We start from the raw sequence: 23,391 nt of genomic DNA, 5'->3' as shown, positions 1-23,391 counted from the left end.
TCCGCGATCGGCGGCCACTGACCGAGGACGGAGACGGCCGCGGTCGTGAAGGGCCCAGTGATCAGGAGCCCGCTGCCGGCGCGGGCGCGCTCTCGCCGCTTCGGTGGACGCCGGCACGCAGCGGGTAGAGCAGGAAGCAGCCGAAGGCCACCGCCAGCACGGCCAGTGGCACCCCGCCCAGCATCAGCCGGACGCCCGTCACGACGGAATCGGGCTGGAGCGCCACGCCCGCGCGGTACCCGGACCTGGACAGCACGACGCTGATGATCACTGCCTGCAGGGACACCGCCCAGCGGACGATGAACCCGTTCATCCCGAAGTACATCCCCTCGCGGCGTGCGCCCGTCCTGCGCTCGTCGTCGTCGATCACCTCGGCGAGCAGGATCTCCAGCAGGACCAGCATGCCCGCGATCCCCACCCCGACCGCGGCCCCGGTGACGGCCGCGAGGGCGAGGTTCCCGATGAAGAGGAACGGCACGAGGGCCACGCCGTACACGATGATCGCGGCCAGGACGGCGCGGCGAGGACCGATCCGGGTGGTGACCCGGCTCCACACGTAGACCAGCGGGATCGCGGTGACGAACACCGCGCCCAGGATGACCGTGTTGGCGGAGTCCGGCTCGCCCAGGGCGTACTTCGTGAAGAACGGGATGCCCGCCTGAAGTAGGGCGAAGGTCAGTTGCAACAGGAAACTGCCCAGGACATACGTGACGAACGCCCGGTTGGTGAGGGTGTAGCGGATCGCAGCGAGGAACCCGAAGGTCTCGCGCTCCGTCCGGGCCCGCTCGACCGATCCGGTCAGCGAAAGCGCGAAGAAGGCCAGCGAGACGACGCCGAAGGACACGCCCATCGCGGCCCATCCGATGGTGCCGTAGAGCACGGGCGCGGCGGCGACTCCGAGGATCATGCCGACGATGGCGAACATCTGCCGCCACGACGCGGCGGCCGCCCGCTCGGCGATGGTGGTGAACATCTCCGGGAAGAGCGCCACGTAGTTCAGCACCACGACGACGAACAGCACGTCGTAGACGAGGACCGCGATCAGGAAGTACCAGAACCTGGCGGTTCCGCCATCCACCAGCGGGATCCAGATCATGGTGAACGCCGCGGCCAGCGGCACCATGCCGATCGCGATGTACGGCACGCGCCTGCCCCAGCGTGTACGCGTCCGGTCGGACACGTGCCCCGCGAGGGGGTTGAGCAGTGCGTTCACGATGCCGTGGACGACCATGGCGACGCCGATGAGCGCCGGATCGACACCGAGGTGGTCCACGTAGTAGAAGGTGGCGAAGGTCGCGAACGCCTGCGCGAGCAGGTTGACCGAGAGGTTGCCCGACCCGTACGCCAGCACGCCGCGGCGGCCGATCATCGGGCCCTCTGCAGGGCACGCAGGTCGGCCCAGCCGATGAGCGTGACGCCTTCCTCGGCGATCACACGGCGTACCTCCGGGTCGGTGAAGAGGCGCAGCTCCATGGCGCGTTTCGCGTGGTGCGGCATGATCTGCCGCAGCTCGGCCGTCTCCTCGAACGGATGGATGTAGATCTCGGTCACGCCCGGGCGCAGCGCCCGGATCAGCCCGATCATGTCGTCCCTGACGTTCTCGTACGTCTCCCCCTCGGCCTGCTCGAAGGGCAGCGTCCAGAGCCGGTCGAGGATCACCACCCCGGCCGCGTCCGCGGCCTCCGCCCGGGCCTGGACCACCGGCTCCAGCTCCTCGGGCAGGCCCATGCCGTCCAGGGTGCGGGGCAACCGGAACGGCAGGCCGTGTTCGGCGCACACCGTGAAGACGACGTCCAGGAAGTCCCTTCCGGTCGCCAGGCCGTACAGGCTGCCCATGTGGTTGTCGGCGTGCGAGGGGTCGAGGCCGAGGGTCACGGCCCTGCGGATCTGGTTGGTGATCTCGGCGCGGACCTCGTCCGGGTCGGCCCGCTCCTCGACTGTTCGGCAGTCGGCGGGGAAGTAGCCGGCCTCGTCCACCAGGGAGGACACCGCGCGGTCACGGGTCACCGGGCCCCAGCGGTATCCCTCCCACTCGCTCGTGAAGGTCAGGTGGACGCCCACGTCGTATCCGCCGGCGGCCGCCGTACGGACCGCGTCGGGAGCCCACGGGCACGGCGTCATGACGGTCGCCGAACTGATGGCGCGGGCGGCGAGCAGGGAGGTGATGCCCGTGTTCGCCGCCCGGCACATGCCGTAGTCGTCGGCGTTCACGATCAGCAGCCGGTCCTCCGGCCGGCCGCCGAGCCGTTGTGCGAGGTTCACGTGGTGTCCCCTTTCCTGGAGCCGCGCGGTTGGCCGGCCGGGTCGGTGTCGTACGGTCGCCCCGCACCGGTGGCGGCGGCGAAGGCGTGCTCTCTCGCGTGATGGCGGGCGAGCCAGGCCGCGCCGCGCAGGACGGCGTCCTCGGGCACGCCGCTCGGGATGATCGTGATCGGGAGCGGCGCGGCGTCTCTGGCGAGGTGGTGGCGGACGCGGCCGAGCAACAGGTCGGCGCTGGCGCCCACCCCGCCACCGAGCACGAACAGCTCCGGCTCGATGACCAGGGCGATGGAGGCCGCCACGTGAGCGATCCTGCGGGCGGTCGCGTCGACGACCGCGAGCGCCTTCTCGTCGCCGGCCCTGGCACGTACGAAGAGTTCGCGAGGCGACGGCGTGCCCCCGATGCCGGCCTCCCTGGCCTGTTCGGCGATGCGGCGGGCGCCGAGCACCTCGGTGCCGAGTTCGGTCGCGGGATGGGGCAGGAATCCCACCTCGCCCGCTCCCCCGGCGAACCCCCGGTGCAGGCGGCCACCGAGCACCACTCCGGCGCCGAGGCCGACACCGACGCCGAGCAGGACGAAGTCCCCGACGTCCGCGCAGGCGCCGAACCGTTGCTCGGCGATGGCGGCGAGGTTGACGTCGTTCTCCAGGATCAGGGGCACGGGCAGATCACGCTCGATCGCCTCGACCAGCCCCTTGCCGCCCTGTGGGAGCCCGTAGGCGCGGCGGATGGTGTGGCCGTCACGCCCCACGACCGCGGGAACGCCGATCACGGCCTGGCCGATGGCGCCCAGCTCGGTTCCGGCCCGCTCGGCGCACTCGGCGGCGAGGGCGGTCACCGCCGCCGCCGTCGCGGCGGCCTGCCGCCGGGGTGCCCGGGTCTCCGCCTGGGCGAGCACCTCCCCTACCGCGTCGACGACGGCGGCGCGGATCCGCAGGTGCCCGATGTCGACGCCGAGGCCGAGCGCGCAGCCGGGGTCGATCTGATAGAGGGTCGCGGCGGGCCCTCTGCGGGTGGTGTCTGTGCCCGCCTCCGTGACGACCTTCCGCGTGATGAGCTCGCGCAACGCCTGGGCGACGGTGGTCTTGGACAGGCCCGTGGCCCTCGTGATCTCCGGGCGGCCCATCGGCCCCTCACGGTCGATGACATCGAGCACGGCGCGCGCGTTGATCGACCGGAGCAGGCCCTGTGGCCCCGCCAGGTAGTCCGCGCCCATCGGTCACCTCTGGATTCCGACCCCAGTAGGTCGGAAACTTTCCTACTTGAGGTGAGCGCATTCTTATCCGATCGGAGGCCACGCGACAAGGGGCGCCCGGATCCGGGCGTAGCCATGACGGGTACCGGGGTCCCCGCAGCAAACGGCGAAACCAACGGATATGGGCCACCTCGGCGGAGTGAGGAAGGCAGGAAGCCGACGAGTTATCCGGTCCGACCTCCTGTCGATCCTCTTGGCTCACGAACGCGGCCCGGCCCCTCGACGGTCGGTCCGCCGACCGCGTGACGTCGAAAAGTGATCGTCATCGGCGTCGTGTTGCTCCGGTACCCGGCCGGGCTTCCGGGAGGAGGTTCATCGGCGATTCCGGGAGCCAGAGGCGGGAGCCGCCGTGCCGCAGCCGTACGAGGAAGGCCAGGACCCCAGCCAGCCCCGTGTTGAAGCCGGCCAAATCCAGCTCCCCGGTCTCGTCGGGAGGCACCAGGAGACCGTCCCGGAGAACGGTGCGCAGGTGGATGTTGACGGCCAGGTCCTCGGCCCAGTCGCGGTACCGCTCGTCCTGGCACGCGTCGGCGAGGTCGATCAGGAACTCGCCGTCGCCAGCCAGCCCGTGGCACTGGGAGATCCCGGCGTGCCAGCGAGAGCGGTGGATCGCGACGGCCGCCCGCGAGGCGGCCGCACGGAGCCGGTCATCGCCGGTCTGCCGCCACAGGCGCACCAGGAACGTGCCCACCCCGGAGGAGCCGCTGCACCAGTGGGTCATCAGCGGGCCATCCTCCCCCTCTCCGCTCGGCCAGTAGGCGGCTCCGCCTTTCACTTCGGCGACCGACAGGAGGGTGCCGGCCGCGCGGACGGCCAGGTCGAGGCAGCCGACGTCGCCGGTGGCCCGTGCCGCGGCCAGCAGGAACGCTCCTACTCCCGCGACGCCGTGCGCGAAGCCGTAGTGGGTGACACCGGCGAGCGCGGAGGCGAAGTCCCGCGCGATCGGCCACACGGTGAGCCCGTTCCGGTTCTCGGCCGCGGCGGTCAGCGCCCGCGCGGCCTGTCGGGCCCGGTCCAGGAATTCGTCCTCTTTCGTGACCTCCCAGAATCGGAGCTGGGTGAACCCGGCCCCGGCCACGCCGTGGCAGACGTCCGGGTTCGGCCAGTCGACCGGGACGCGCAGGGCGAGGTCGGCGGCGAGGCGGACGACGTCCTCGTCGCCCAGCGCCAGCCCGGCCTCCAGCAACGCCCAGGCGGTGCCCGAGCGGCCGAAGTGCAGTCCCGGCAGGGACCGCGGCTCGCGCGTCACATGTCGAGAGATCCAGCTCGCCACCGTCGCCACCGCGTCCCTCATGGCCGGGTCCTGCCGGGTCTCGTAGACGCGGGTGAGAACACCCAGAACTCCGGCGGCGCCGTACTGGATGTTCAACGGATCGCAGGTCTCGCCAAACCCGGGCGACTTCCAGAGTCTGTTGGGGTTGTCCGGCTCCATGGTGAGCAGCAGCCGCTCGGTCGCGTGGACGATCATCTGATCGACGTCCACCGGTCGCGCGGGCGGCGCGTCGTCGCGGTCGTCGGCGTGTGGTCGCTCGGGCCTGGCGAGGAACGCGCGTACGGACTCCAGGGACGGGCGTCGCGCCGGGTCCGGGTGCAGCAGCGGGACGATGATCCCGGCCATCCGCCGGGCGGCCGCATTACCGGCGGCGAAACGGCGCAGCCAGATGTCGATCCGCTCCTCATACGTCCGCGTCTGCGGCTCGTCGGGGGCGAGCAGCGGATCGACCCCGCTCACGAGGTAGAAGAGGGTGGCGCCCAGGCTGTAGAGGTCGGTCGCGGGCTGGGGTGTGCAGATCCGCGGTCCGTCGACCTGCTCCGGCGCCGCATACCCGGGCGTGTACGCCTGGGTGACCCGCTCCCCTGTCCCGGCGAGCGTCTCAAGGTCGATCAGGCGCAGGTCGCCGTCCTCGGTGACCATGATGTTGTTGGGGTTGAAGTCGCGGTGCACCAGCCCCTTGGCGTGTACCGACTCCACCAGCTCGACCAGGCCGCGAGCGATCCGCTCGGCGGTGTCCGACGAGGGACCCCATCCCGCGCCGTCGTCCGGCTCGATGTTCTCGGTCACCCACTGGCGTAGCGTGACGCCCTGAACCGCCTCCTGGACCAGGAACAGGTCACCCTGCTGTTCGAACAGCTCCACCAGACGTGTCGTCACTCCGGAGGTCTCGAACAGCTCCAGCGTCCGCGCCTCATGGCGGCGGGCGTCGCGGATGTCCTTCCCGGTCACGTCGGCCGCCGTGTGCGGGCGGGCCTGCTTGATGACGACGGTGCCCCCCGTGTGTTCGTCGGTGGCCCGGTAGACCCCGCCGCCGAAGGCGTGGCGGATGACCTCTCGCACCACGTACCTGCCGTTGAGGAGAACCTGTCGCGGGCCGGTGCCGTTCGCTCCGGGCTGCGGGCTCGACCGTTCTCGGGTGAACGGGTCCCGCGGCGCCCACGAGGGCGGGGAGAACCAGGCGTCCCGCCGATCCAGCCGCAGGCTCCCGTCAGGCGCGACCAGCATCGCCTCGTAGCTTCCGTCGTTGCCCAGCATCCGTACGCCGCCGAACACCCCGAACCGGTACTGCACCAGGCTCCCCGGGCGATAGGGCCGGTCGGACAGGATGCCAGGCCCCGGCAGCCCCTCGGTCGCCCGATGCAGGTCCTCGGCCAGAGCCCGCAGCCGGTCGTCGTCATCGTTCGGATAGACCGTGATGAACTTGCCGCCGGCACCCCGGTCACAGCGGTCCGACACGAGTCGGTGGACCTTGTCGAGGTTTCGGGCGAACTTGAACGGCGTGCGGTGGCGCACCAGGACATCGGCGCATCTGGCCAGCACCAGCGGTGCTGACAGCGGCGTCGCCGAGACGTGGAGCTTCCACCCTTGCACCCGGGAACGCCCGCCGGGCGGCTGCACGTAGCACCAGAAGTCTCCGAGCTCGACCTGCCAGTCGCGTGCTTCTCGGCGGTTCAGCACCGCCCGTGCACAGTCCACCAGGAGCGTCTCATCGCTGTCACGCCAAGCGTCGGACGACTCATCCGGGCCCCTGACCTCGATGTCCATGATCTGCTCTCCGCTCCCGACTTCCTGTGCTTCCTGCGCGCGACCCGGTGCTCCGGGAGCCGCCTGACTGCCCCAGGGTCGTCGTCACCGAGCCGGGTCGCCTCAGGGCATCCCCTGACCCCGGCCCCCAAGGTTTCGCGTGTCCACGCGAGCGGCGTTCCGCGTTCGCGGCCGGAAATCGCCGACGCGAACGGCAAATCGTCGGGGGGCGGGTACGGGTGACGCCCTGAGGAGAATCCCCGCCGGCGACGCGACCATGGGTCCGAGTCGAGGAGCGCGGGGCGGCACGGCGCCGCCCGGATCACGGAGAAGACGACGGTTGGGGGGCGAACGATGCCGACGCAGGCGGCCGATCCCCGCCCGGCGCTCGCGCGCCTGGCGCCGGCCCAGACGGCGGTCGTCTCGGTGGCGACGGTCACCGCCGCGGGGGTCCGGCTGTCGCTTCCTGCCGCCATCGCGCACGTCGTCGACCAGGTGGCCACTGTTCCCCGCTCCTACGGGCTCGCCCTCGCTGTGCTGGCTCTGCTGGGGGTCCGGTTGCTGACCGAGGTCGCCGGCGCGCTGGCCCAGCTCGTGGTGACCACCCGTGTCACCGCGGCCCTGCGGGAGCGGATGACCCGGCATGTCTTCACGCTGGGAGTTCCCGGCACGCGTCACCTCCTCACCGGAGACCTGGTGGCCCGCTTGACCGGGGACGCCGCGGCCGCCGGCTCGCTGGTCTCCACACGGGTCGACGCCGCGGTGGCCGCGGTGACCTCCCTCGGCGGGCTGGCCGGCCTCTGGCTGGTCGACTGGCGACTCGGAGCGGCCTTCGCCTGCATGGTGGTCCCCGTCCTGCTTCTGCTCCGGCTGCTCATGCGGCGGGTCACCACGAGTTACGGCGAGTACCTCGAACGTCAGGCGGACATCGCGGCACGCCTCACCGACGCGCTGTCCGGCAGCAGGACGATCCGGGCCTCGGGCACCGCCGAGCGGGAGATCCGCCGCGTTCTCGCGGCGCTGCCCGAACTCACCCGGGCAGGGATGGCAACGTGGGAAGCCCAGCGCAGGACCTCCTGGCAGGTCGATCTGGCGTTGGCCGGGCTCCGGGTCGTCGTCCTCATCGTGGCCGGCCTCGGAGTGGCGGACGGGCGCGTCTCACCCGGTGAGTTCCTCGAAATCGGTCTCTACCTGTCCTACGCCCTCGGTTTTCTCGACGGGGTCGACACCCTGGTGTATCTGGCCGATGCCCGCGCGAACGCCGATCGGGTCTTCGACGTACTGGCCGAACGGCCTCGACCGCGGCCACGGCACATCGTGGCCGCGGGGGCCGAAGGCCTTCCACCGGGACCGGGCGCGCTGTCCTTCCGGCAGGTCTCCGTGCGGCTCGGCGACCGGGTCGTACTGGACGCGGTCGACCTCGACATCCCGGCCGGTACGGGGGTCGCCCTGGTGGGGCGGTCCGGGGCGGGCAAGACGACGCTCGCCATGCTCGCCGGCCGGCTCGTCGATCCCGATGACGGTGAGGTCCTCCTCGACGGCGTCCGTGTCGATGCGATCGAGGGGCCGGCCCTGCGCCGCGAGGTCGCCTACGCGTTCGATCGTCCCGTACTTCTCGGGCGGACCGTTCGCGACGCCCTTACCTACGGGCGGGTGGACGCGAGCGACGAGGAGATCGAGAAGGCGATCACGGTCGCCAGGGCCGAGGGTTTCGTCCGCTTGCTGCCGGACGGTGTCGACACCCCGCTCGCGGCCACGCACCTGTCCGGCGGAGAACTGCAGCGTCTCGGCCTGGCCCGCGCGGTGGCGCACGGAGGGAGGGTCCTCGTGCTCGACGACGCCACATCGAGTCTCGACACGGTCACCGAGGCCCAGGTCACCCGGGCTCTCACCGATGGACTGGCCGGCCGTACCCGGCTCGTGGTCGCCCACCGTGCGGCCACCGCCGCTCGCGCCGACCTGGTCGCCTGGCTGGACGGCGGCCGGATCCGGGCGATCGGTCCCCACGCGCGCCTGTGGGCGAGCGAGCCGGACTACCGGGCGGTGTTCGCCGCTGTGTCACGACCGGACGAGGAGTGCGTATGAGTGGCACGGCGGCCCCCCGCCTGAGCCGCCCCGCCCATGTCCTGTTGCTCCACGAGCTGCGGCAGCGCCGAGGAGCCCTGGGACGCATCCTGGTCTGGTCGCTCGCCGAGTCGGTGCCGTCGTTGCTGTCCGGGCTCGCGGTGTCCGCTGCTCTGGAGCGCTTCCTCGCCCGTGACGTCACGGGCGGGATCGTGATCCTCACGCTTCTGCTGACGACGACGGCGGCGGGGGCGGTCGCCACCAATCGGATGTTCCCCTGGCTCGCGGCGGTCGTCGAGCCGGTACGCGACGCGTTCGTCACCGCTGTGGTCAGGGGCGCCGTCGAAGCGTCGGCCCGCTCGACCACGAGGCCGGACACCGCCCGCGTCGCCCAGCTCACCGGGCAGGTGCAGACCGTACGGAACATCCTGTTCGCCCTGCTGCGTGCGGCGCGGCAGCTCGTCTTCTCCTCCGTAGCGGCGCTCGTAGGGCTCGCGCTGATCGCCCCCGTGGCCGCGCTGGTCAGCGGCGCGCTGATCGGCGTCTCCTTGGCCCTGTTCGCGCTGCTACTGCCGCGCCTGGTCGCGCGGCAGAAGGCGGCGCTCCTCGCCCGAGAGGAGGTCGCACGGCGGGCGGGGGACGCTTTCCGCGGCCTCCGCGACGCGATCGCCTGCGCCGCGGAGGAGCGGGCGGTCCAGGAGGTGGGGCAGGCGGTCCGGGCCGAGGCGGCGCTCACCCGCGCGCTGGCCTGGAGCACCGCCGTGCGAAGCCTGCTCGTCTTCGTCGGGGGGCAGCTTCCCGTGGTCGTCCTTCTGGCCGCGGTTCCCTGGCTCCTGCGCGAGCATCACCTCACCGTCTCCGAGGCGGTCGGCGCGGCCACCTATCTGCTGGTCCGCCTGGAGCCGGCCCTGCGCGGCCTGGTCGGCACGATGGGGAGCTGGGGTGTCGAACTGGTGGTCAACCTCGACAGGCTCGGGGAAGGATTCGCCGAGCCCGGCCCTCCTGTCGAGGAGGCCACGTCCCTGCCGACCCGATACGACCTGAACATCCGCGACCTCACGTTCGCGTACGGTCTCCACGCGGCGCCGATCTTCCAGGGCCTTGACCTCGTCGTCCCCGAAGGGGAGCACATCGTCGTCGCCGGGCCCAGCGGGATCGGGAAGTCGACCCTCGCGAACCTCCTCACCGGCCTGATGACCCCCCAGCGCGGGGCGATCACGCTGGGCGGTGCCGACGTCCGGCGGGTCCGCGCGGGCGAGCCGCACCACGCGCCGGCCCTCATCCCGCAGGAGGCGTACGTCTTCGCGGGAACCCTGCGCGACAACCTGACCTACCTCGCCCCAAACGCGACCGACCACGACGTGGGCCGGGCCGCAGCGGTCGTGGGCCTGGAACACGTCGTCGAGCGCCTCGGGGGGCTCGACGCACGAGTGGGTGCCGGAGGCCCCGACCTGTCCACGGGGGAGAAGCAGCTCATCGCCCTCACCCGTGTCTACCTGTCGCCGAGCAGGGTCGTCATCCTCGACGAGGCCACCTCCGGCCTCGACCCGGCGGCGGAGGCCCGCGCGGAGCGGGCGTTCGCCGACCGCGGGGGAACCCTCGTTGTCGTCGCGCACCGCATCAGCTCCGCCCGCCGGGCCGACCGCGTCGTCCTGCTCGACGGGTACGGCGTGCGCGTGGGCACACACGATCGGCTGTTGCGGACCTCCGGCCTCTACGCCGATCTGGTCGGTCACTGGGAGGAGGAGCCCCGATCCGCCCCACAACCGGGCCGCGTATGAGCATCACGCGCCGGGCGGCCTGCCGGCGGTCACCAGCTCGATCCGGCGGGCCGCGCGAAAGCCTCCCGGCACATGCCGTGCCGGGACGACTCCGCTCACGGAGAGGAGGTGAACGAATATGACCATCGACATCAACGCGCTGCAGGTCCTGCCGGAGACGACGGCCGGACACAGCAGGGCGATCTGCGAGTGGACCTGCGAGAAGTACGGTACGTGCCGTCGTACCACCGCTGGCACCGGGACCGTTTAGTAGGCGCACGGGGTGTGATCGCGGGCGCCTCCGCCCTCGATCACATCGATGTGACAGTGGATTCGGCCGCCGTCCCCGGCGTACAGGTCAGGGGCGGTGAGCCGGCCACGCCGTAGCCGCCGACCAGCCGTGTCGCCACCCCGCCCGGGCTGAACACCCGGGCCTTTTCCTTGCCGGGAATCACACCGGCTTTCCTGTGAACGGGCCCTGATCCGAAGCGGGTCCCCGAGCCGTCGCCGGGCCGCCCGCGTAACGCGATCGAACGGACGGCGCGCACCGTCGCCCTCGCCGCATCGCGTGCGCGGGAGCCCTTGTAAGTCACCTGTAAGTGATCAGCAAGCGCTCATGATCGAATCTTCCTTGATCGAAGCGAGGGCTAGGGTGACGACCACTTTCGACGGCACGATTGTTCATGCGGGTGCCGGTCCGTCGGATCGACGCGCCCGGCGTGGCGAGGGCACAGCTCCCCGCCGGGTACGCGCCGACCACCACGACACCACGTGCCGACCCGAGGCTCTTCTCCCCCCGGTGACCAGGTGGGCGTGGGAGTGAGTGACCTGCCGACAGACCGGCTCCTTGAGCGCGATTCCGAAATATCCGCGCTTTCCGCCGGTGTCGAGGGAGCCGGAGCGGGGATCGGCTCCTTCTTCGTCGTGATCGGACCCTCGGGCATCGGAAAGACACGGTTGCTCGGCGGAGCCAGGAGGATGGCCTCCGAGGGCGGCCTTCGCGTCCTCGCGGCCAACGGCTCCCCCTTCGAGCGCGAGTACGCGTTCGGGCTGGTACGCCAGTTGTTCGAGGGCGTGCTCATGAGGGCCGACGACGCCGAGCGCGAGCAGCTGTTGTCGGGTGCGACCGCGGAGGTTCGGCACCTCTTCGGACTCGCTTTCGGCCTCACTGCGGGCGAAGGTGCTCACAGTAGCGAGATGAACCTCTTCCATGGCCTCTTCTGGCTCACCGTGAACATCTGCCGGCGGAGTCCGGTGCTGCTCGCGGTGGACGATCTGCACTGGGCGGACGACGCCTCGCTCCGCTTCCTGGCGTACCTGCAGCGACGGCTGCGGGACGTCAGGCTCATGGTGGTGGCGGCGACACGGCCGTCGGATCCCGCTGCCGCCGAAGCCCTGCTCGACGTCGTTCTCACCTATCCCGAATGCCGGATGTTGCAGCCGCGGCCGTTGAGCGAGGCTGCCGTCGGCATCGTGCTGGGAGAGATCCTCGGCGAGACTCCTGGTCCTGAGGTGGTGTCGGCCTATCACGCAGCCACCGGAGGAAACCCACTACTGCTGGTGGAGACCGTACGAGCGCTCGGCGTACGACGCGCCGGCCCGGCGGGGATGGACGACGCCCGGATCAGTGAGATCGGCACCAGGGCGGTCGGCAGGCACGTCTCCGTCGAGTTGGGGCGGCTGTCTCCGGCGGCCCGGCGAACGGCCGAGATGGTGACCGTCCTCGGCCGTCACGCCGACGTCGGCCACATCGCCGCTCTCACCGGGCTCGATTACGCGACCGTACAGTCGGCGGTGCACGAACTGGAGGACGCGCACATTCTCAGCACAGAGAGCGAGGACGCGTCCGTCGGGTTCGTGCACCCCGTGGTCCGCTCGGCCGTCTATGAGCGGCTGGATCCCGCCGACCGCGTCCGGTGCCATCTGGCCGCGGCGGCCCTGCTGACGCGCGAAGGCCGCCGGCTGGACGAGGCCGCCGGTCATCTTCTGGCGCTTCCGAGTCCGGAACCCGAGCATGTGGCGGTGCTGAGGCAGGCGGCCAAGCAGGCGCTGGAACGGGGGACACCCGAGTCGGCGCACGTTTACCTGGCGCACGCGCTCACGGGGAGCATGGGGCAGCGGGAGAGGCTGGACCTGCTCAGGGAGGCCATCACGGCCGCCCTCCTCGTGGACGGCGAGGCGGCACTCGGTCACCTGGACGTCGCCCTACGGCTGACCCACGATCCGGTCGAGACAGGAGAACTGCTGTGTCTCAGCGGGCTCACCAAGTCGTTGGTGGGCCGGAGCACCACGATGATCGCCCAGATGGTCGAGGCCATCACGCGCCTCCCCGACGACGCGGACGACCTGCGGCGGGGGCTCGAAGCGGCGTTGCTGGACGCCCCGCTGGCCGCCGTCGGCGCCGAGAGCGTGTTGCGGCGTATCCCGGAGTTGGTCCGGCTTCCTCGTTCGGACACGTTGAACGCGGCGCTCCTTGAGTGCATGATCGCGGGCAACGAATGCTACGCCGGGGATCCCCGTGGAGCCGCCCGCGCCCAGGCCGCGCTGAGGCATCCACAGATGCTGGAAGCGGCGGCCAAAGGGGCCACCGCCGGCCTGCTCGGTCACTTCACCCTGATGGTCGGCGACCCCGACAGGGGCATCGACGCCTACGGTCTCCTGATCGCGGAGGTCCGCAGGCGGGGGTCGAGCATCGCCCTCGGGACGTCGCTGACGTGCCGGGCGATGGGCTGGCTGCGGAAGGGAGAGCTGGCCGAAGCCGAGAACGACCTTCGCGAGGTGATCCAGATACGCCGGATCTCTCCGGTAGGCACCGTGCTCACGATGGCGCAGGGACTCCTCGCCGAGGTCCTCGTCGAGCAGGGGCGGATCGATGAGGCCTCGGAGATCCTGCAGGAGGCCGACCTTCCCGCGCAGCTGCCGCAGAACGGAATCTTCTACACCTGTCTGCACGCCCGGGCCCGGATCCTGGCCACCGGGGGTTTCCATGACCGGGCCCTGGACGCCGCGCTGGCCGCCGGTAGCAGGTTCGCAGGACATAACGGCATAAATCCCGCGATCGTGGCGTGGCGTTCGCAGGCCGCCCTGTGCCTGCACGCGCTGGGCGAGCCGGACAGGGCACGCGCGTACGCGGACGAGGAGATCGAACTCGCCGAACGCTGGGGGGCGCCGGACACGATCGGCCGGGCGCTGCGAGTGGCCGGGCTGGTCGGCCCCCCGTCCACCATGCCGAAGCTGCTGGAACGCAGCGTCGAGGTCCTACGCCGGTCTCCCGCCCGCCTCGAGCTGGCGCACGCCCTGGTGGATCTCGGGGCGTGCGAGCGACGCAACGGCCACCTCTCGGTGGCTCGGGCCCTTCTCTACGAGGGCATGGAAATCGCCCAGCGCTGCCACGCCGTCCCTCTCGCGAAGTCCGCGCGGAGCGAGCTCGCCGCCACCGGAGCCCGTCCCAGGCGTTCGTATCTCACCGGCCCGGAATCGCTCACCCCCAGCGAGGCGAGGGTCGTCGGTCTGGCCGCCGATGGGCTGACGAACAGTCAGATCGCCCAACGCCTCTACATCACGGTCAAGACCGTGGAGGTCCACCTCTCGAACGCGTACCAGAAGCTGGGGATCCGGCGTCGTCACCAACTCCGCGACGCGCTGCCCGCTCAGGTGTGAGCCGCGCGAACCGGTGACGCGTTACGCGAAGTCGGCGTCAGAGTCCAGGGGTGGTCCCGGTCGGTGCCACGCGATCCGCGGCCGTCGGGCACAGGACGTCGAGGTAGTGCTGGTTGTACATGACACCGAGGACGTTGCCGAAGGGGTCGACCACGGAGGCGGTGACGAAGCCGGGACCGCGCTCGATCGGCTTCTCGTGTGCCGTGGCGCCCAGGGACAGCAGCCGCTCGAAGGCGGTCTCGACGTCGTCCACGTGCCAGTACGTCACCGCGCCGCCGGCCGTACCCGGGCGGGGGTGGGGCGCGAAGCGGCTGTCGATGACGCCGAGCTCGTGCTGGTAGTCGCCGACGCGGAACTCGACGTAGGCGGGCGTCCCGTCGATCGGGCGCGTGAAGTACGGCTCGACGCCGAGCACTTCGCCGTACCAGCGGGCGGCGGCGGTGACGTCGTCGGCGAAGAAGCTGACAGTGGTGAGGCCTCGCAGCATCGGGGGTTCCTTCCTCAGTTGGTGACACCACCCATCCTCCGATCTGAAGTGCTCATCTTCTGAGCACTTTGTTGGAGAATCTGGGACCATGCGCGCTGACCGTCTCGTAGCCGTCCTGCTGCTGATGCAGGCCCGTGGCCGGGTGACCGCCGCCGAACTGGCCACCGAGCTCGAGGTGTCCGTCGCCACCGCCCGCCGGGATCTGGAGGCGCTGTCGGCGGCGGGCGTCCCGGTCTACCCGCAGCCCGGACGCGGCGGCGGCTGGTCCCTCGTCGGCGGTGCCCGCACCGACCTCAGCGGGCTGACGGCGACCGAGGCACAGGCACTGTTCCTGCTCGTCGGACCCGCCACGGCCGTCTCCTCCGAGGCCAAGGCGGCGCTCCGCAAGCTGGTACGAGCCCTGCCTCGGACCTTCCGGGCCGACGCCGAGGCCGCCGCCGACGCCACGGTGATCGACCCCACCCGCTGGGGCGAACGCGACCGCTCCCGGCCCGCGACGGTCGACCTGCTGCAGACCGCCGTGATCCGCCGACGCAAGGTCCGCCTGACCTACGCCGGTCGTACCCGGGAACGGACAGAACGGCTGGTCGACCCGTGGGGCCTGATCGACAAGGACGACGTCTGGTACCTCCTCGCCGGAACCGACCGGGGACGGCGTACCTTCCGCGTCGACCGGATCGTCCAGGCCGAGCCGACCGACCAGCCCGCCGAACGCCCCGACAACTTCACCCTCGCCACCGCCTGGCGGGAGATCGTCGAGGAGATCGAGGGGCAGCGCTCCCGCACCTGGGCGACCGTACTCGTCGAGGAGCGGTTCGTGCCGATCCTGCGCGACCAGTTCGGACGGCACTGCCACACCGACGGCGAACCCGACCAGGGGCGCGCCCGGGTCCGCCTCGCCGCCCCGACTCCCCTGGACATCGCCCGCCACCTCGCCGGCTGGGGCACGATGATCGAGGTCATCGAACCGCGCTCGGTCCAGAACGAGCTCGCCCGCATCGGCGCCGAACTCGCCGGTCGCTACACCGGCGAGCACTGAAACGGAGCACACGAGGGGTTCTCGGTCCGGCCGGGACCTCCGGCGGGACGAGCCGTACACGGTTCCGGGGACGGCGACCCGTCCTGGCGGCCGCTGGTGGCAGGCGGACGTCGCGCCTGCCCGCCGTCGGCATGCCGCCGAGCTGTGCCCACTCGCTTCGGTCCGATGCCACGGTTCGGGCCACGCCGATTTCCGGACGAACACAAGAGGCGTTCCTCCTGCGTTCACCCCTACACAGGTCACTCCACAGAGGGACTTTAGCTCCGGTATCCCGGCCATTCGGCCCCTGAAATCGCCCAGGATGGAGATCGTAATCTGCGATCATGACTGACGCTCGGGCACTTACTCCCCGCGAAGCGTTCGAGGTGCTGCTGGCAGGCAACCAACGGTTCGTCTCCGGCACCCCTCAGCATCCGAACCAGAACGCCATGCGCCGCGCTGAGATCGCACCGGTCCAGCACCCGTTCGCCGTGCTCTTCGGGTGCTCCGACTCCCGGCTGGCCGCCGAGATCATCTTCGATCGTGGTCTCGGCGACATGTTCGTCGTACGCACGGCCGGCCACGTCATGGGCCCGGAGGTGCTGGGCAGCATCGAGTACGGCGTGAGTGCGCTGGACTGCCGCCTGGTCGTGGTTCTCGGCCACGACTCCTGCGGTGCCGTCGCGGCCACGTGTGCCGTGCTCGAACAGGGCTCGACCCCGGCCGGTTACGTACGCGACGTCGTGGAACGGGTGACGCCCAGCGTGCTGGCGGCCCGCGCCGCCGGGCTCGCCCGGCCCGGCGAGATCGTGGAGGAGCACACACGGCACACGATGGACCTGCTGTTGGATCGGTCCCGGGTCCTGGCGGAGCGGGTCTCCGCCGGCCAGGTCGCCGTGGTGGCCCTGTCCTACCGCCTGGCCGACGGCCGGGCGCGGACGCTCGCCGGCCGCGGCCTCGCTGTCCCTCCCGGATCGTTGAGGGAGCCCCGTCTCACCGTCGATGAGCGTCGAAGCGCTCCGTAAGTCCACCCCATCTCCGGGCTTCGACCAGTTCGATCCCTGGCTGACCCCGAACAGCGCCTCATGCCGGTAGGTGGCGGCGATGATCTCTGGTAGGCCTTCGTCAGCAGGCTCTCAGGCCGTCGCGAGTACGGATGTGTCCTGGCGGGGGATCCTGACACCCTTCACGAGCAGCCACAGAAGCATCGCGATCTCCGCGATTCCCGCCGGCGCGACGAGGAACGGGTCCAGCGCCGCACCGAGATCCGGTGCCAGAAACAGCGTGAACGTGTCCAGGAGGTAGCCCACACACCCGATGACGAGCAGGACACCCAGCACGCGGGGGAACATTCCCGACCTGTGGACGAGATACCCCAGCGGCAGGAGCCACAGGGCGAAGAAGATCTGCGCGATGAGGTAGCCGTAGTGCTGGAGGTCGAGCATGAGCAACACGAGCGCGTCTGACCCGCGCGCCCCGAGGGCGCCGACATAGGAGGTGTCGGTGGCGACGAGCAGCGCCGCGAGCTGGTGAACCATGTTGAGGCAGATGATGGCGACGGCGACCGCCACGAAGATCACCATCGCGCGTGCGGCGTTCCTGTTCACGTGCTTGAGGAGCACGTACAGCGTCATGGCCGTGAAAAGGAAGAACGCGGCTTGCACGAGGTCGGCGACGAAGCCGGCACGGACCAGGTCCGCGTGGGCCACGACGTTCCGCGCCGTGCCGGTGGCGTCCCCGGGGCGGTAGACCTCGCCGCGGGAGAAGAAGTGGGCGAAGCCGCCCAGGATCGCGACGATCAGGTAGAACAGTCCAGCGGTTCTGGCGAGATGGTGAGGCGCGCGCATGGTTCCTCCCTGTTTTTGGGCATTTTTGGGGTTTTTTGGCGTGCTGAACGGAGGCCGCGGGGTGGTGTCCCACGCGTCCCGGTGTGGTGATGTGGCGACTACTCTTCGGTGTCGGGGTACTGGAACACGTCGTCGAGCGGCACCGTGAACACCCGGGCGATCTGGAAGGCCATCTCGAGCGACGGTGAGTAGCGGCCCTGCTCGATGGCGATGACGGTCTGGCGGGTCACGCCGATGCGGTCGGCCAGCTCCGCCTGCGTCATCTCGCCATGGGCGAATCGCAGGGCTCGGATCGAGTTGGTGACTTTGGTGGGCTTGGCCATGGTCAGAAGCCTCGGCGGTACGCGACGATCTTGACGATCGAAGAGGTGAATGCGGACACGACGAACGCCAGGTAGAGCGAATTGGCGATCCAGAAGTGCTCGGCCTCCACCATCGCGAGGCCGAGCGGGACCAGCGCGCAGACGCTGACGACGTAGAACCCTATGTGCTGCCCGAGCCGGTTGATCTCCTTGTCGCGTTCGTCTTCCTTGTCGGCGTCCCTGGGCGAGGCGATCGTGGCCACGACGCTCGCGACGATGTTCAGGACCACCGCGACGCCGATGGCCGTGAGCATCGGCCGTATGTAGGCGATTTTCGTGACGTCTGCCCCGGGAACCTGCCCGAGGACGGTCGCGAAGTAGACCACCGACACGACGAGCGCGGACACGGCGTAGATCCACGAGCGCTTCTCTCCGAATGACATGCCCGCTCTCCCATGTATAAAAAACTTGACATCACGAAAGTAAAGCAACGGCGACATGATGTCTAGTATTTTTGACTCCACCATCGACGATGGATCGGGGAGGCGTCGCGCCCATGCCGGCCGGAAACAGGTCGCGTCCGGCGTCGATGCCGGTGCGTGCCGCGATCGCCTCGTGGCGTCGTCGCTCTTGGAGTGACCCTACCAGCTAGTGCGCGCCACGCATGAAGTGCGCGGCGCGCACATTGTGGGTAGAGTGCGACGAGACGCCTGGCACTCGCGCCTGGAGAGTGCCAACCATCCGGCGTGTGCCGGGACGGCGAGGTCCGCCGGCATGCCTGTCGGCGAACCGTCCGTCGCGGGCGCCGTCCCGGACAGCCCCCTATCAAGAGCAGGAGCAGTAGATGGCTTCGAAGATGATTGCGTTCGACGAGGACGCCCGGCGCGGCCTCGAGCGCGGTATGAACCAGCTGGCCGACGCCGTGAAGGTGACCCTGGGCCCCAAGGGCCGCAACGTCGTGCTGGAGAAGAAGTGGGGCGCCCCCACGATCACCAACGACGGTGTCTCCATCGCCAAGGAGATCGAGCTCGAGGACCCGTGGGAGAAGATCGGGGCCGAGCTCGTCAAGGAAGTCGCCAAGAAGACCGACGACGTCGCGGGTGACGGCACCACCACCGCCACCGTGCTCGCCCAGGCTCTGGTACGCGAGGGCCTGCGCAACGTCGCCGCCGGCGCCAACCCGATGTCCCTGAAGAAGGGCATCGAGGCCGCCGTCGAGCGCGTCAGCGAGGAGCTCTCCAAGCTGGCCAAGGATGTGGAGACCAAGGAGCAGATCGCCTCCACCGCCTCCATTTCCGCCGCCGACGCCGAGATCGGCTCGCTCATCGCCGAGGCCATGGACAAGGTCGGCAAGGAAGGCGTCATCACCGTCGAGGAGAGCAACACCTTCGGCCTGGAGCTTGAGCTCACCGAGGGTATGCGCTTCGACAAGGGGTACATCGCCCCGCTGTTCATCACCGACTCCGACCGGCTCGAAGCGGTCCTGGACGACCCGTACGTGCTGATCGTGAGCGGCAAGGTCTCCGCCAACAGGGACGTGCTGCCACTGCTCGACAAGGTGGTCCAGTCGGGCAAGCCGTTGGCCATCATCGCCGAGGACGTCGAGGGCGAGGCCCTGGCCACCCTGATCGTCAACAAGATGAAGGGCGTCTTCCGGTCGGTGGCGGTCAAGGCCCCGGGCTTCGGCGACCGCCGCAAGGCCATGCTGGGCGACATCGCCACCCTCACCGGTGGTCAGGTCATCAGCGAGGAGGTCGGCCTCAAGCTCGAGTCCGCGACCCTCGACCTGCTGGGCAAGGCCCGCAAGGTTGTGGTGACCAAGGACGAGACCACCATCGTCGACGGTGCCGGTGACGCCGAGCAGATCGCCGGCCGGGTGAACCAGATCCGCGCCGAGATCGAGAACACCGACTCCGACTACGACCGCGAGAAGCTCCAGGAGCGCCTCGCCAAGCTGGCCGGCGGCGTCGCCGTCATCAAGGCCGGCGCGGCGACCGAGGTCGAGCTCAAGGAGCGCAAGCACCGCATCGAGGACGCCGTTCGCAACGCGAAGGCGGCCGTCGAGGAGGGCATCGTCCCCGGCGGTGGTGTGGCCCTGCTGCAGGCCGGCGCCAAGGCGTTCGACAAGCTCGAGCTGGGCGGCGACGAGGCCACCGGTGCCGCGATCGTGCGCAGGGCTCTTGAGGAGCCGCTGAAGCAGATCGCCGTCAACGCCGGTCTTGAGGGCGGCGTCGTGGTGGAGAAGGTGCGCAACCTCACCCCGGGTGAGGGCCTCAACGCCGCCTCCGGCGAGTACGTCAACATGTTCGAGTCGGGCATCATCGACCCGGCCAAGGTGACGCGCTCCGCGCTGCAGAACGCCGCCTCCATCGCGGCCCTGTTCCTCACCACCGAGGCCGTCATCGCCGAGAAGCCCGAGAAGACCCCGTCCGCTCCCGCCATGCCCGGCGGCGGCGACATGGACTTCTAGATCGGGTCACCCGGGGCGGTCGCACCCCGGGCCGGGGAGGACCGCCCCTCCCCGGCTCACCGGCGCTACGGTGGAGATCGCGTACGGCCCGGCCGCCCCTTTCCATGCGAGGTGGAAGTTGAAACTCGGCCTGCACTACTGGAACTACTCGACACCGGCCGATCCCACGCTGATCGCGCCGACGCTGGCGGACACGGTGAGGATCGCAGAGCAGGCGGGGATCTCGTCCTTCACTGTGATGGACCACTACTTCCAGATGAGGACACGCACCTCCACCGCCGACGAACCGATGCTGGAGGGGTACACCACGCTCGGGTACGTCGCGGCGCTGACCGAGCGGATGACGCTCGGCCTGATGGTCACCGGTGTGATGTACCGGCATCCCGGCCTGCTGGCGAAGATCGTCACCACTCTGGACGTGCTGTCCGGAGGCCGGGCCTGCCTCGGCCTCGGGGCGTCCTGGTATGAGCGGGAGCAGCGCGGGCTCGGCGTGCCCGTCGTCCCGATGAGCGAGCGGTTCGAGCGGCTGGAGGAGACGCTCCAGATCTGTCTCCAGATGTGGAGCCACGACGACGGCCCGTACGAGGGGCGGCACTACCGGCTCGACGAGACGTTGTGCGTGCCGGCGCCGCCGAGCGGACGACCGCCGATCATGGTGGGCGGCGGCGGAGAGAAGAAGACCCTGCGGCTGGTCGCACGGTACGCGGACGCCTGCAATCTGTTCGCGACCAGCGTGGACGAGGTGGCGCGCAAGCTCGACGTGCTGCGCGAGCACTGTGCCGGCGAGGGCCGCGACTACGACACCATCGAGAAGACCGTCATGTTCAGCCGCCCGGTGCTGGACGCGGCCGACGCGTTCCTCGCCGACGTCGAGGCGTACGCGAAGCTGGGCGTCGGCGAGATCCAGGTGTTGCCGGACCGGCACCCGGTCGCCTTCGTCGAACAGGTCGCCGAGGACATCGCACCCCGGGTCGCCGCGATCGGCTGACCGCCACGGACCCGGGACGGCGGAGGGAACATGGTCGTCGCCGAGGGCGGCGACGACCATGAGAATCCCTCGGGGTGTTCAGACCCGCACGGCGCCCTCCGAGACCTCGCGGTCGAGGTGCTCGCGCAGTCCCTCGCCCTCGATGTCGACGTTGGGGAGGATCCGTGAGAGCCAGCGGGGCAGCCACCAGGCGCGGTCGTCCAGCAACGACATCACGGCCGGCACGATCGTCATCCTGACCACGAAGGCGTCGACGGCCACGCCGAGGGCCAGGGCGAAGCCCATCGACTTGATGATCGGGTCGTCCATGAGCACGAAGCCGCCGAAGACCGCGATCATGATGAGTGCGGCGGCGGTGACGACGCGGGCGCCGTGTCCCATCCCGGAGATCGTCGCCTGGCGTGCGGTGTCGCCATGCACGAAGTCCTCGCGCATCCGGGAGACCAGGAAGACCTGGTAGTCCATGGCCAGGCCGAACAGGATGCCGATCAGCAGGATGGGCAGGAAGCTGACCAGCGGCCCGGGAGTGTCGACGCCGAGCAGGCCGCCCAGCAGGCCCCGCTGGAAGACCGCGACGGTGACGCCGAAGGTGGCGCCCACGGTGAGCAGGAAGCCGAGCGCGGCCTTGATCGGGACCAGGACGGAACGGAAGACCAGCATCAGCAGCAGCACCGACAGGCCGACCACGAGCAGCAGGTAGACGGGCAGCGCGTCGGAGAGCTTCTCGGAGACGTCGATGCCGATCGCGGTCTGGCCGGTCAGGGAGACGTCGCCGATGTCCGCGACCGTGGTGCGGATGTCGTGGACGAGTGTCTCGGTGGCCTCGTCGGTGGGGCCCGTGGCCGGGATGACCCCCAGCAGGGCGGTCGTGCCGGAGGCGTTGAGCTGCGGCGGCGTTACCGCCACGACGCCCTTGACGGTCTGGATCGCTGCGGCGGCCTCCTTCGCGGCGCGGGTCGTGGCCTCGGCGGACTCGCCGGTGACGACGGCGGCCAGGCGGCCGTTGAAGCCGGGGCCGAAGCCCTCACTGATGAGGTCGTACGCCTGCCGAGCCGCTGTGCCCTGCGCCGCCGTTCCGGCGTCGGGAAGCGCCAGGCGCATCTGCGCGGCCGGTACGGCCAGGCCGCCCAGGAGGAGCACCCCGGCCACGATGAACGGCACCCGCCAGCGGGTCACGACGTACGCCCAGCGGAACCCGAAACCAGGGCGCGTCGCGGCGGGGTCGCGGTCCGTCCCGCGCTGCTTGCGGGGCATCACCCGGAGCCCGGCGAAGCCGAGCAGGGCGGGCTGGAGGGTGATGGCGACGAGCACGGCGACGGCGACGGTGGCGGAAGCGGCCAGGCCCATCACGGTGAGGAACGGGATGCCGACCACGGCCAGGCCCGCGAGGGCGATCACCACCGTGGCGCCGGCGAAGACGACGGCCGAGCCCGCGGTGCCGACGGCCCGGGCGGCGGCGTCCTCCGGGTCGAGCCCGTCAAGCAGGTTCTGCCGGTGGCGTGAGGTGATGAACAGCGAATAGTCGATGCCGACGGCCAGGCCGAGCATGAGGGCCAGGACCGGGGCGGTGCTGGTCAGCTCGACGGTGCTGCTCAGGGCGAAGAGCCCGGCCATGCCCGCGCCGACGCCGATGAGCGCGTTGAGCAGGGTCATCCCCGCGGCCACGAGTGAGCCGAAGGTGATGAGGAGAACGACGGCCGCCACGGCGACGCCCAGGCCCTCGGTCCCGCCGATCTCCGGTTCGGTCGTGGTCACCTCGCCGCCGTGCTCGACCCGCAGCCCGGCCGCCTGCGCGCTCTTTCCGCTGTTCCCGTACGCGGTGCGCTGCGTGTCGGTCACCTTGTCGCCGGACTCGGCGAACTGCACCTGCACCAGGGCGTAGCGGCCGTCCTGGGAGACGGAGCCGATCTGGAAGGGGTCGAGGGCCGCCACCACGCCCGGCAGCGCGGCGGCCTCTTTGGTGAGGGCCTGCACCGCGGCCCGGTTGTCGGCCGAGGTCAGCGCCTGCCCGTCGGGGGCGGCGACCACGATCGTGCCGGTGGCGCCCGCCGCCTGCGGGAACTGTTCGGCCAGGGCGTCCAGAGCGCGCTGGGACTCGGTTCCGGGCATGGTGAAGTTGCTGGCCGTCGGGCCGTTGAATGCCGCGGCCGACGCGCCGAGCGCCGCCAGTACGGCGATCCACAGGGCGAGCACCAGCCGCCGATGGCGGAAGGATGCGCGGCCGAGCCGGTAGAGCAGTGTGGCCATGGAATGGGGGTCCC

Annotated in this window: 17 protein-coding genes; 8 read left to right on the top strand and 9 right to left on the bottom strand. The window is 70.5% G+C overall.

Annotated features, from left to right (window positions below):
- Window positions 1-61 precede the first annotated feature (61 nt).
- The 4 genes from AB0I59_RS15635 to lanL all read right to left on the bottom strand — a co-directional run bounded on the left by AB0I59_RS15635 (window position 62) and on the right by lanL (window position 6,555).
- The gene (locus AB0I59_RS15635; RefSeq protein ID WP_061258457.1) at window positions 62-1,369 is read right to left on the bottom strand and encodes an MFS transporter; all 1,308 of its coding nucleotides are present in this window, start codon (window positions 1,367-1,369) and stop codon (window positions 62-64) included.
- Window positions 1,366-2,262 (bottom strand): polysaccharide deacetylase family protein, encoded by an 897-nt coding sequence (locus tag AB0I59_RS15630; RefSeq protein ID WP_358133257.1) that lies wholly within the window; start codon window positions 2,260-2,262, stop codon window positions 1,366-1,368. Before AB0I59_RS15630 ends, AB0I59_RS15635 begins: the two co-directional genes overlap by 4 nt.
- Window positions 2,259-3,476, bottom strand: coding sequence for an ROK family transcriptional regulator (locus AB0I59_RS15625; RefSeq protein ID WP_358133255.1), 1,218 nt, complete (start codon window positions 3,474-3,476; stop codon window positions 2,259-2,261). Before AB0I59_RS15625 ends, AB0I59_RS15630 begins: the two co-directional genes overlap by 4 nt.
- 301 nt (window positions 3,477-3,777) lie before the next feature.
- Complete coding sequence (lanL, locus tag AB0I59_RS15620; RefSeq protein ID WP_061258460.1) at window positions 3,778-6,555, bottom strand: class IV lanthionine synthetase LanL; 2,778 nt, start codon at window positions 6,553-6,555, stop codon at window positions 3,778-3,780.
- A 333-nt stretch (window positions 6,556-6,888) separates the two neighbouring features.
- On the opposite strand from lanL, the gene AB0I59_RS15615 reads away from it, so the two are divergent.
- The 4 genes from AB0I59_RS15615 to AB0I59_RS15600 all read left to right on the top strand — a co-directional run bounded on the left by AB0I59_RS15615 (window position 6,889) and on the right by AB0I59_RS15600 (window position 14,018).
- Window positions 6,889-8,619 carry an ABC transporter ATP-binding protein gene (locus AB0I59_RS15615; RefSeq protein WP_061258461.1) on the top strand — a complete coding sequence of 577 codons (1,731 nt, stop codon included), beginning with the start codon at window positions 6,889-6,891 and terminating at the stop codon, window positions 8,617-8,619.
- Window positions 8,616-10,379, top strand: a complete 1,764-nt coding sequence (locus AB0I59_RS15610) for an ATP-binding cassette domain-containing protein (protein WP_061258462.1) — start codon at window positions 8,616-8,618, stop codon at window positions 10,377-10,379. Before AB0I59_RS15615 ends, AB0I59_RS15610 begins: the two co-directional genes overlap by 4 nt.
- A gap of 118 nt (window positions 10,380-10,497) precedes the next feature.
- Window positions 10,498-10,629, top strand: a complete 132-nt coding sequence (locus AB0I59_RS15605; RefSeq protein WP_358133251.1) for an ALQxL family class IV lanthipeptide — start codon at window positions 10,498-10,500, stop codon at window positions 10,627-10,629.
- A gap of 548 nt (window positions 10,630-11,177) precedes the next feature.
- Window positions 11,178-14,018, top strand: a complete 2,841-nt coding sequence (locus AB0I59_RS15600) for an ATP-binding protein (RefSeq protein WP_061258463.1) — start codon at window positions 11,178-11,180, stop codon at window positions 14,016-14,018.
- A 37-nt stretch (window positions 14,019-14,055) separates the two neighbouring features.
- On the opposite strand, the gene AB0I59_RS15595 is transcribed toward AB0I59_RS15600, so the two are convergent.
- Complete coding sequence (locus AB0I59_RS15595) at window positions 14,056-14,505, bottom strand: VOC family protein (protein WP_358133248.1); 450 nt, start codon at window positions 14,503-14,505, stop codon at window positions 14,056-14,058.
- 88 nt (window positions 14,506-14,593) lie between these two features.
- Here AB0I59_RS15595 and AB0I59_RS15590 point away from each other — a divergent pair, with 88 nt between their 5' ends.
- Window positions 14,594-15,544, top strand: a complete 951-nt coding sequence (locus AB0I59_RS15590) for a helix-turn-helix transcriptional regulator (RefSeq protein WP_358133245.1) — start codon at window positions 14,594-14,596, stop codon at window positions 15,542-15,544.
- A gap of 323 nt (window positions 15,545-15,867) precedes the next feature.
- On the top strand, window positions 15,868-16,548 hold the full coding sequence (locus tag AB0I59_RS15585) for a carbonic anhydrase (RefSeq protein ID WP_358133243.1): 681 nt from the start codon (window positions 15,868-15,870) through the stop codon (window positions 16,546-16,548).
- Between the two features lie 111 nt (window positions 16,549-16,659).
- Here the strand turns inward: AB0I59_RS15585 and AB0I59_RS15580 are convergent, their stop codons facing one another.
- From AB0I59_RS15580 to AB0I59_RS15570, 3 genes are all read right to left on the bottom strand, one after another.
- Window positions 16,660-17,370: a DUF4386 domain-containing protein gene (locus AB0I59_RS15580; protein ID WP_358133240.1), complete on the bottom strand. Its 711-nt coding sequence runs from the start codon at window positions 17,368-17,370 to the stop codon at window positions 16,660-16,662.
- A gap of 98 nt (window positions 17,371-17,468) precedes the next feature.
- Entirely contained in the window at window positions 17,469-17,693 is a 225-nt protein-coding gene (locus AB0I59_RS15575; protein WP_061258468.1) for a helix-turn-helix transcriptional regulator, read from the bottom strand.
- Between the two features lie 2 nt (window positions 17,694-17,695).
- On the bottom strand, window positions 17,696-18,115 hold the full coding sequence (locus AB0I59_RS15570; RefSeq protein WP_061258469.1) for a hypothetical protein: 420 nt from the start codon (window positions 18,113-18,115) through the stop codon (window positions 17,696-17,698).
- 401 nt (window positions 18,116-18,516) lie between these two features.
- On the opposite strand from AB0I59_RS15570, the gene groL reads away from it, so the two are divergent.
- Both groL and AB0I59_RS15560 read left to right on the top strand, forming a co-directional pair.
- A complete protein-coding gene (gene groL / locus AB0I59_RS15565; RefSeq protein ID WP_358133236.1) occupies window positions 18,517-20,142 on the top strand; it encodes a chaperonin GroEL in 1,626 nt (541 codons plus the stop codon).
- Window positions 20,143-20,260: 118 nt separating this feature from the next.
- Complete coding sequence (locus AB0I59_RS15560; RefSeq protein ID WP_061258643.1) at window positions 20,261-21,130, top strand: LLM class F420-dependent oxidoreductase; 870 nt, start codon at window positions 20,261-20,263, stop codon at window positions 21,128-21,130.
- A 78-nt stretch (window positions 21,131-21,208) separates the two neighbouring features.
- On the opposite strand, the gene AB0I59_RS15555 is transcribed toward AB0I59_RS15560, so the two are convergent.
- Entirely contained in the window at window positions 21,209-23,377 is a 2,169-nt protein-coding gene (locus AB0I59_RS15555) for an MMPL family transporter (RefSeq protein WP_358133233.1), read from the bottom strand.
- Window positions 23,378-23,391: the final 14 nt, after the last annotated feature.

This window comes from Microtetraspora glauca (assembly GCF_040656155.1).
GTDB classification, from domain to species: Bacteria; Actinomycetota; Actinomycetes; order Streptosporangiales; family Streptosporangiaceae; genus Microtetraspora; species Microtetraspora glauca.
Note: the sequence above shows the minus strand (reverse complement) of the source record. Positions and strands in the feature narration are given on the sequence as shown.

What these genes read in the sequence shown, in the direction of transcription:
- AB0I59_RS15635 (WP_061258457.1), bottom strand. Translation starts at nt 1,369, where the DNA reads ATGATCGGCCGCCGCGGCGTGCTGGCGTACGGGTCGGGCAACCTCTCG.
- AB0I59_RS15625 (WP_358133255.1), bottom strand. Translation starts at nt 3,476, where the DNA reads ATGGGCGCGGACTACCTGGCGGGGCCACAGGGCCTGCTCCGGTCGATC.
- lanL (WP_061258460.1), bottom strand. Translation starts at nt 6,555, where the DNA reads ATGGACATCGAGGTCAGGGGCCCGGATGAGTCGTCCGACGCTTGGCGT.
- AB0I59_RS15615 (WP_061258461.1), top strand. Translation starts at nt 6,889, where the DNA reads ATGCCGACGCAGGCGGCCGATCCCCGCCCGGCGCTCGCGCGCCTGGCG.
- AB0I59_RS15610 (WP_061258462.1), top strand. Translation starts at nt 8,616, where the DNA reads ATGAGTGGCACGGCGGCCCCCCGCCTGAGCCGCCCCGCCCATGTCCTG.
- AB0I59_RS15605 (WP_358133251.1), top strand. Translation starts at nt 10,498, where the DNA reads ATGACCATCGACATCAACGCGCTGCAGGTCCTGCCGGAGACGACGGCC.
- AB0I59_RS15595 (WP_358133248.1), bottom strand. Translation starts at nt 14,505, where the DNA reads ATGCTGCGAGGCCTCACCACTGTCAGCTTCTTCGCCGACGACGTCACC.
- AB0I59_RS15590 (WP_358133245.1), top strand. Translation starts at nt 14,594, where the DNA reads ATGCGCGCTGACCGTCTCGTAGCCGTCCTGCTGCTGATGCAGGCCCGT.
- AB0I59_RS15585 (WP_358133243.1), top strand. Translation starts at nt 15,868, where the DNA reads ATGACTGACGCTCGGGCACTTACTCCCCGCGAAGCGTTCGAGGTGCTG.
- AB0I59_RS15580 (WP_358133240.1), bottom strand. Translation starts at nt 17,370, where the DNA reads ATGCGCGCGCCTCACCATCTCGCCAGAACCGCTGGACTGTTCTACCTG.
- AB0I59_RS15575 (WP_061258468.1), bottom strand. Translation starts at nt 17,693, where the DNA reads ATGGCCAAGCCCACCAAAGTCACCAACTCGATCCGAGCCCTGCGATTC.
- AB0I59_RS15570 (WP_061258469.1), bottom strand. Translation starts at nt 18,115, where the DNA reads ATGTCATTCGGAGAGAAGCGCTCGTGGATCTACGCCGTGTCCGCGCTC.
- groL (WP_358133236.1), top strand. Translation starts at nt 18,517, where the DNA reads ATGGCTTCGAAGATGATTGCGTTCGACGAGGACGCCCGGCGCGGCCTC.
- AB0I59_RS15555 (WP_358133233.1), bottom strand. Translation starts at nt 23,377, where the DNA reads ATGGCCACACTGCTCTACCGGCTCGGCCGCGCATCCTTCCGCCATCGG.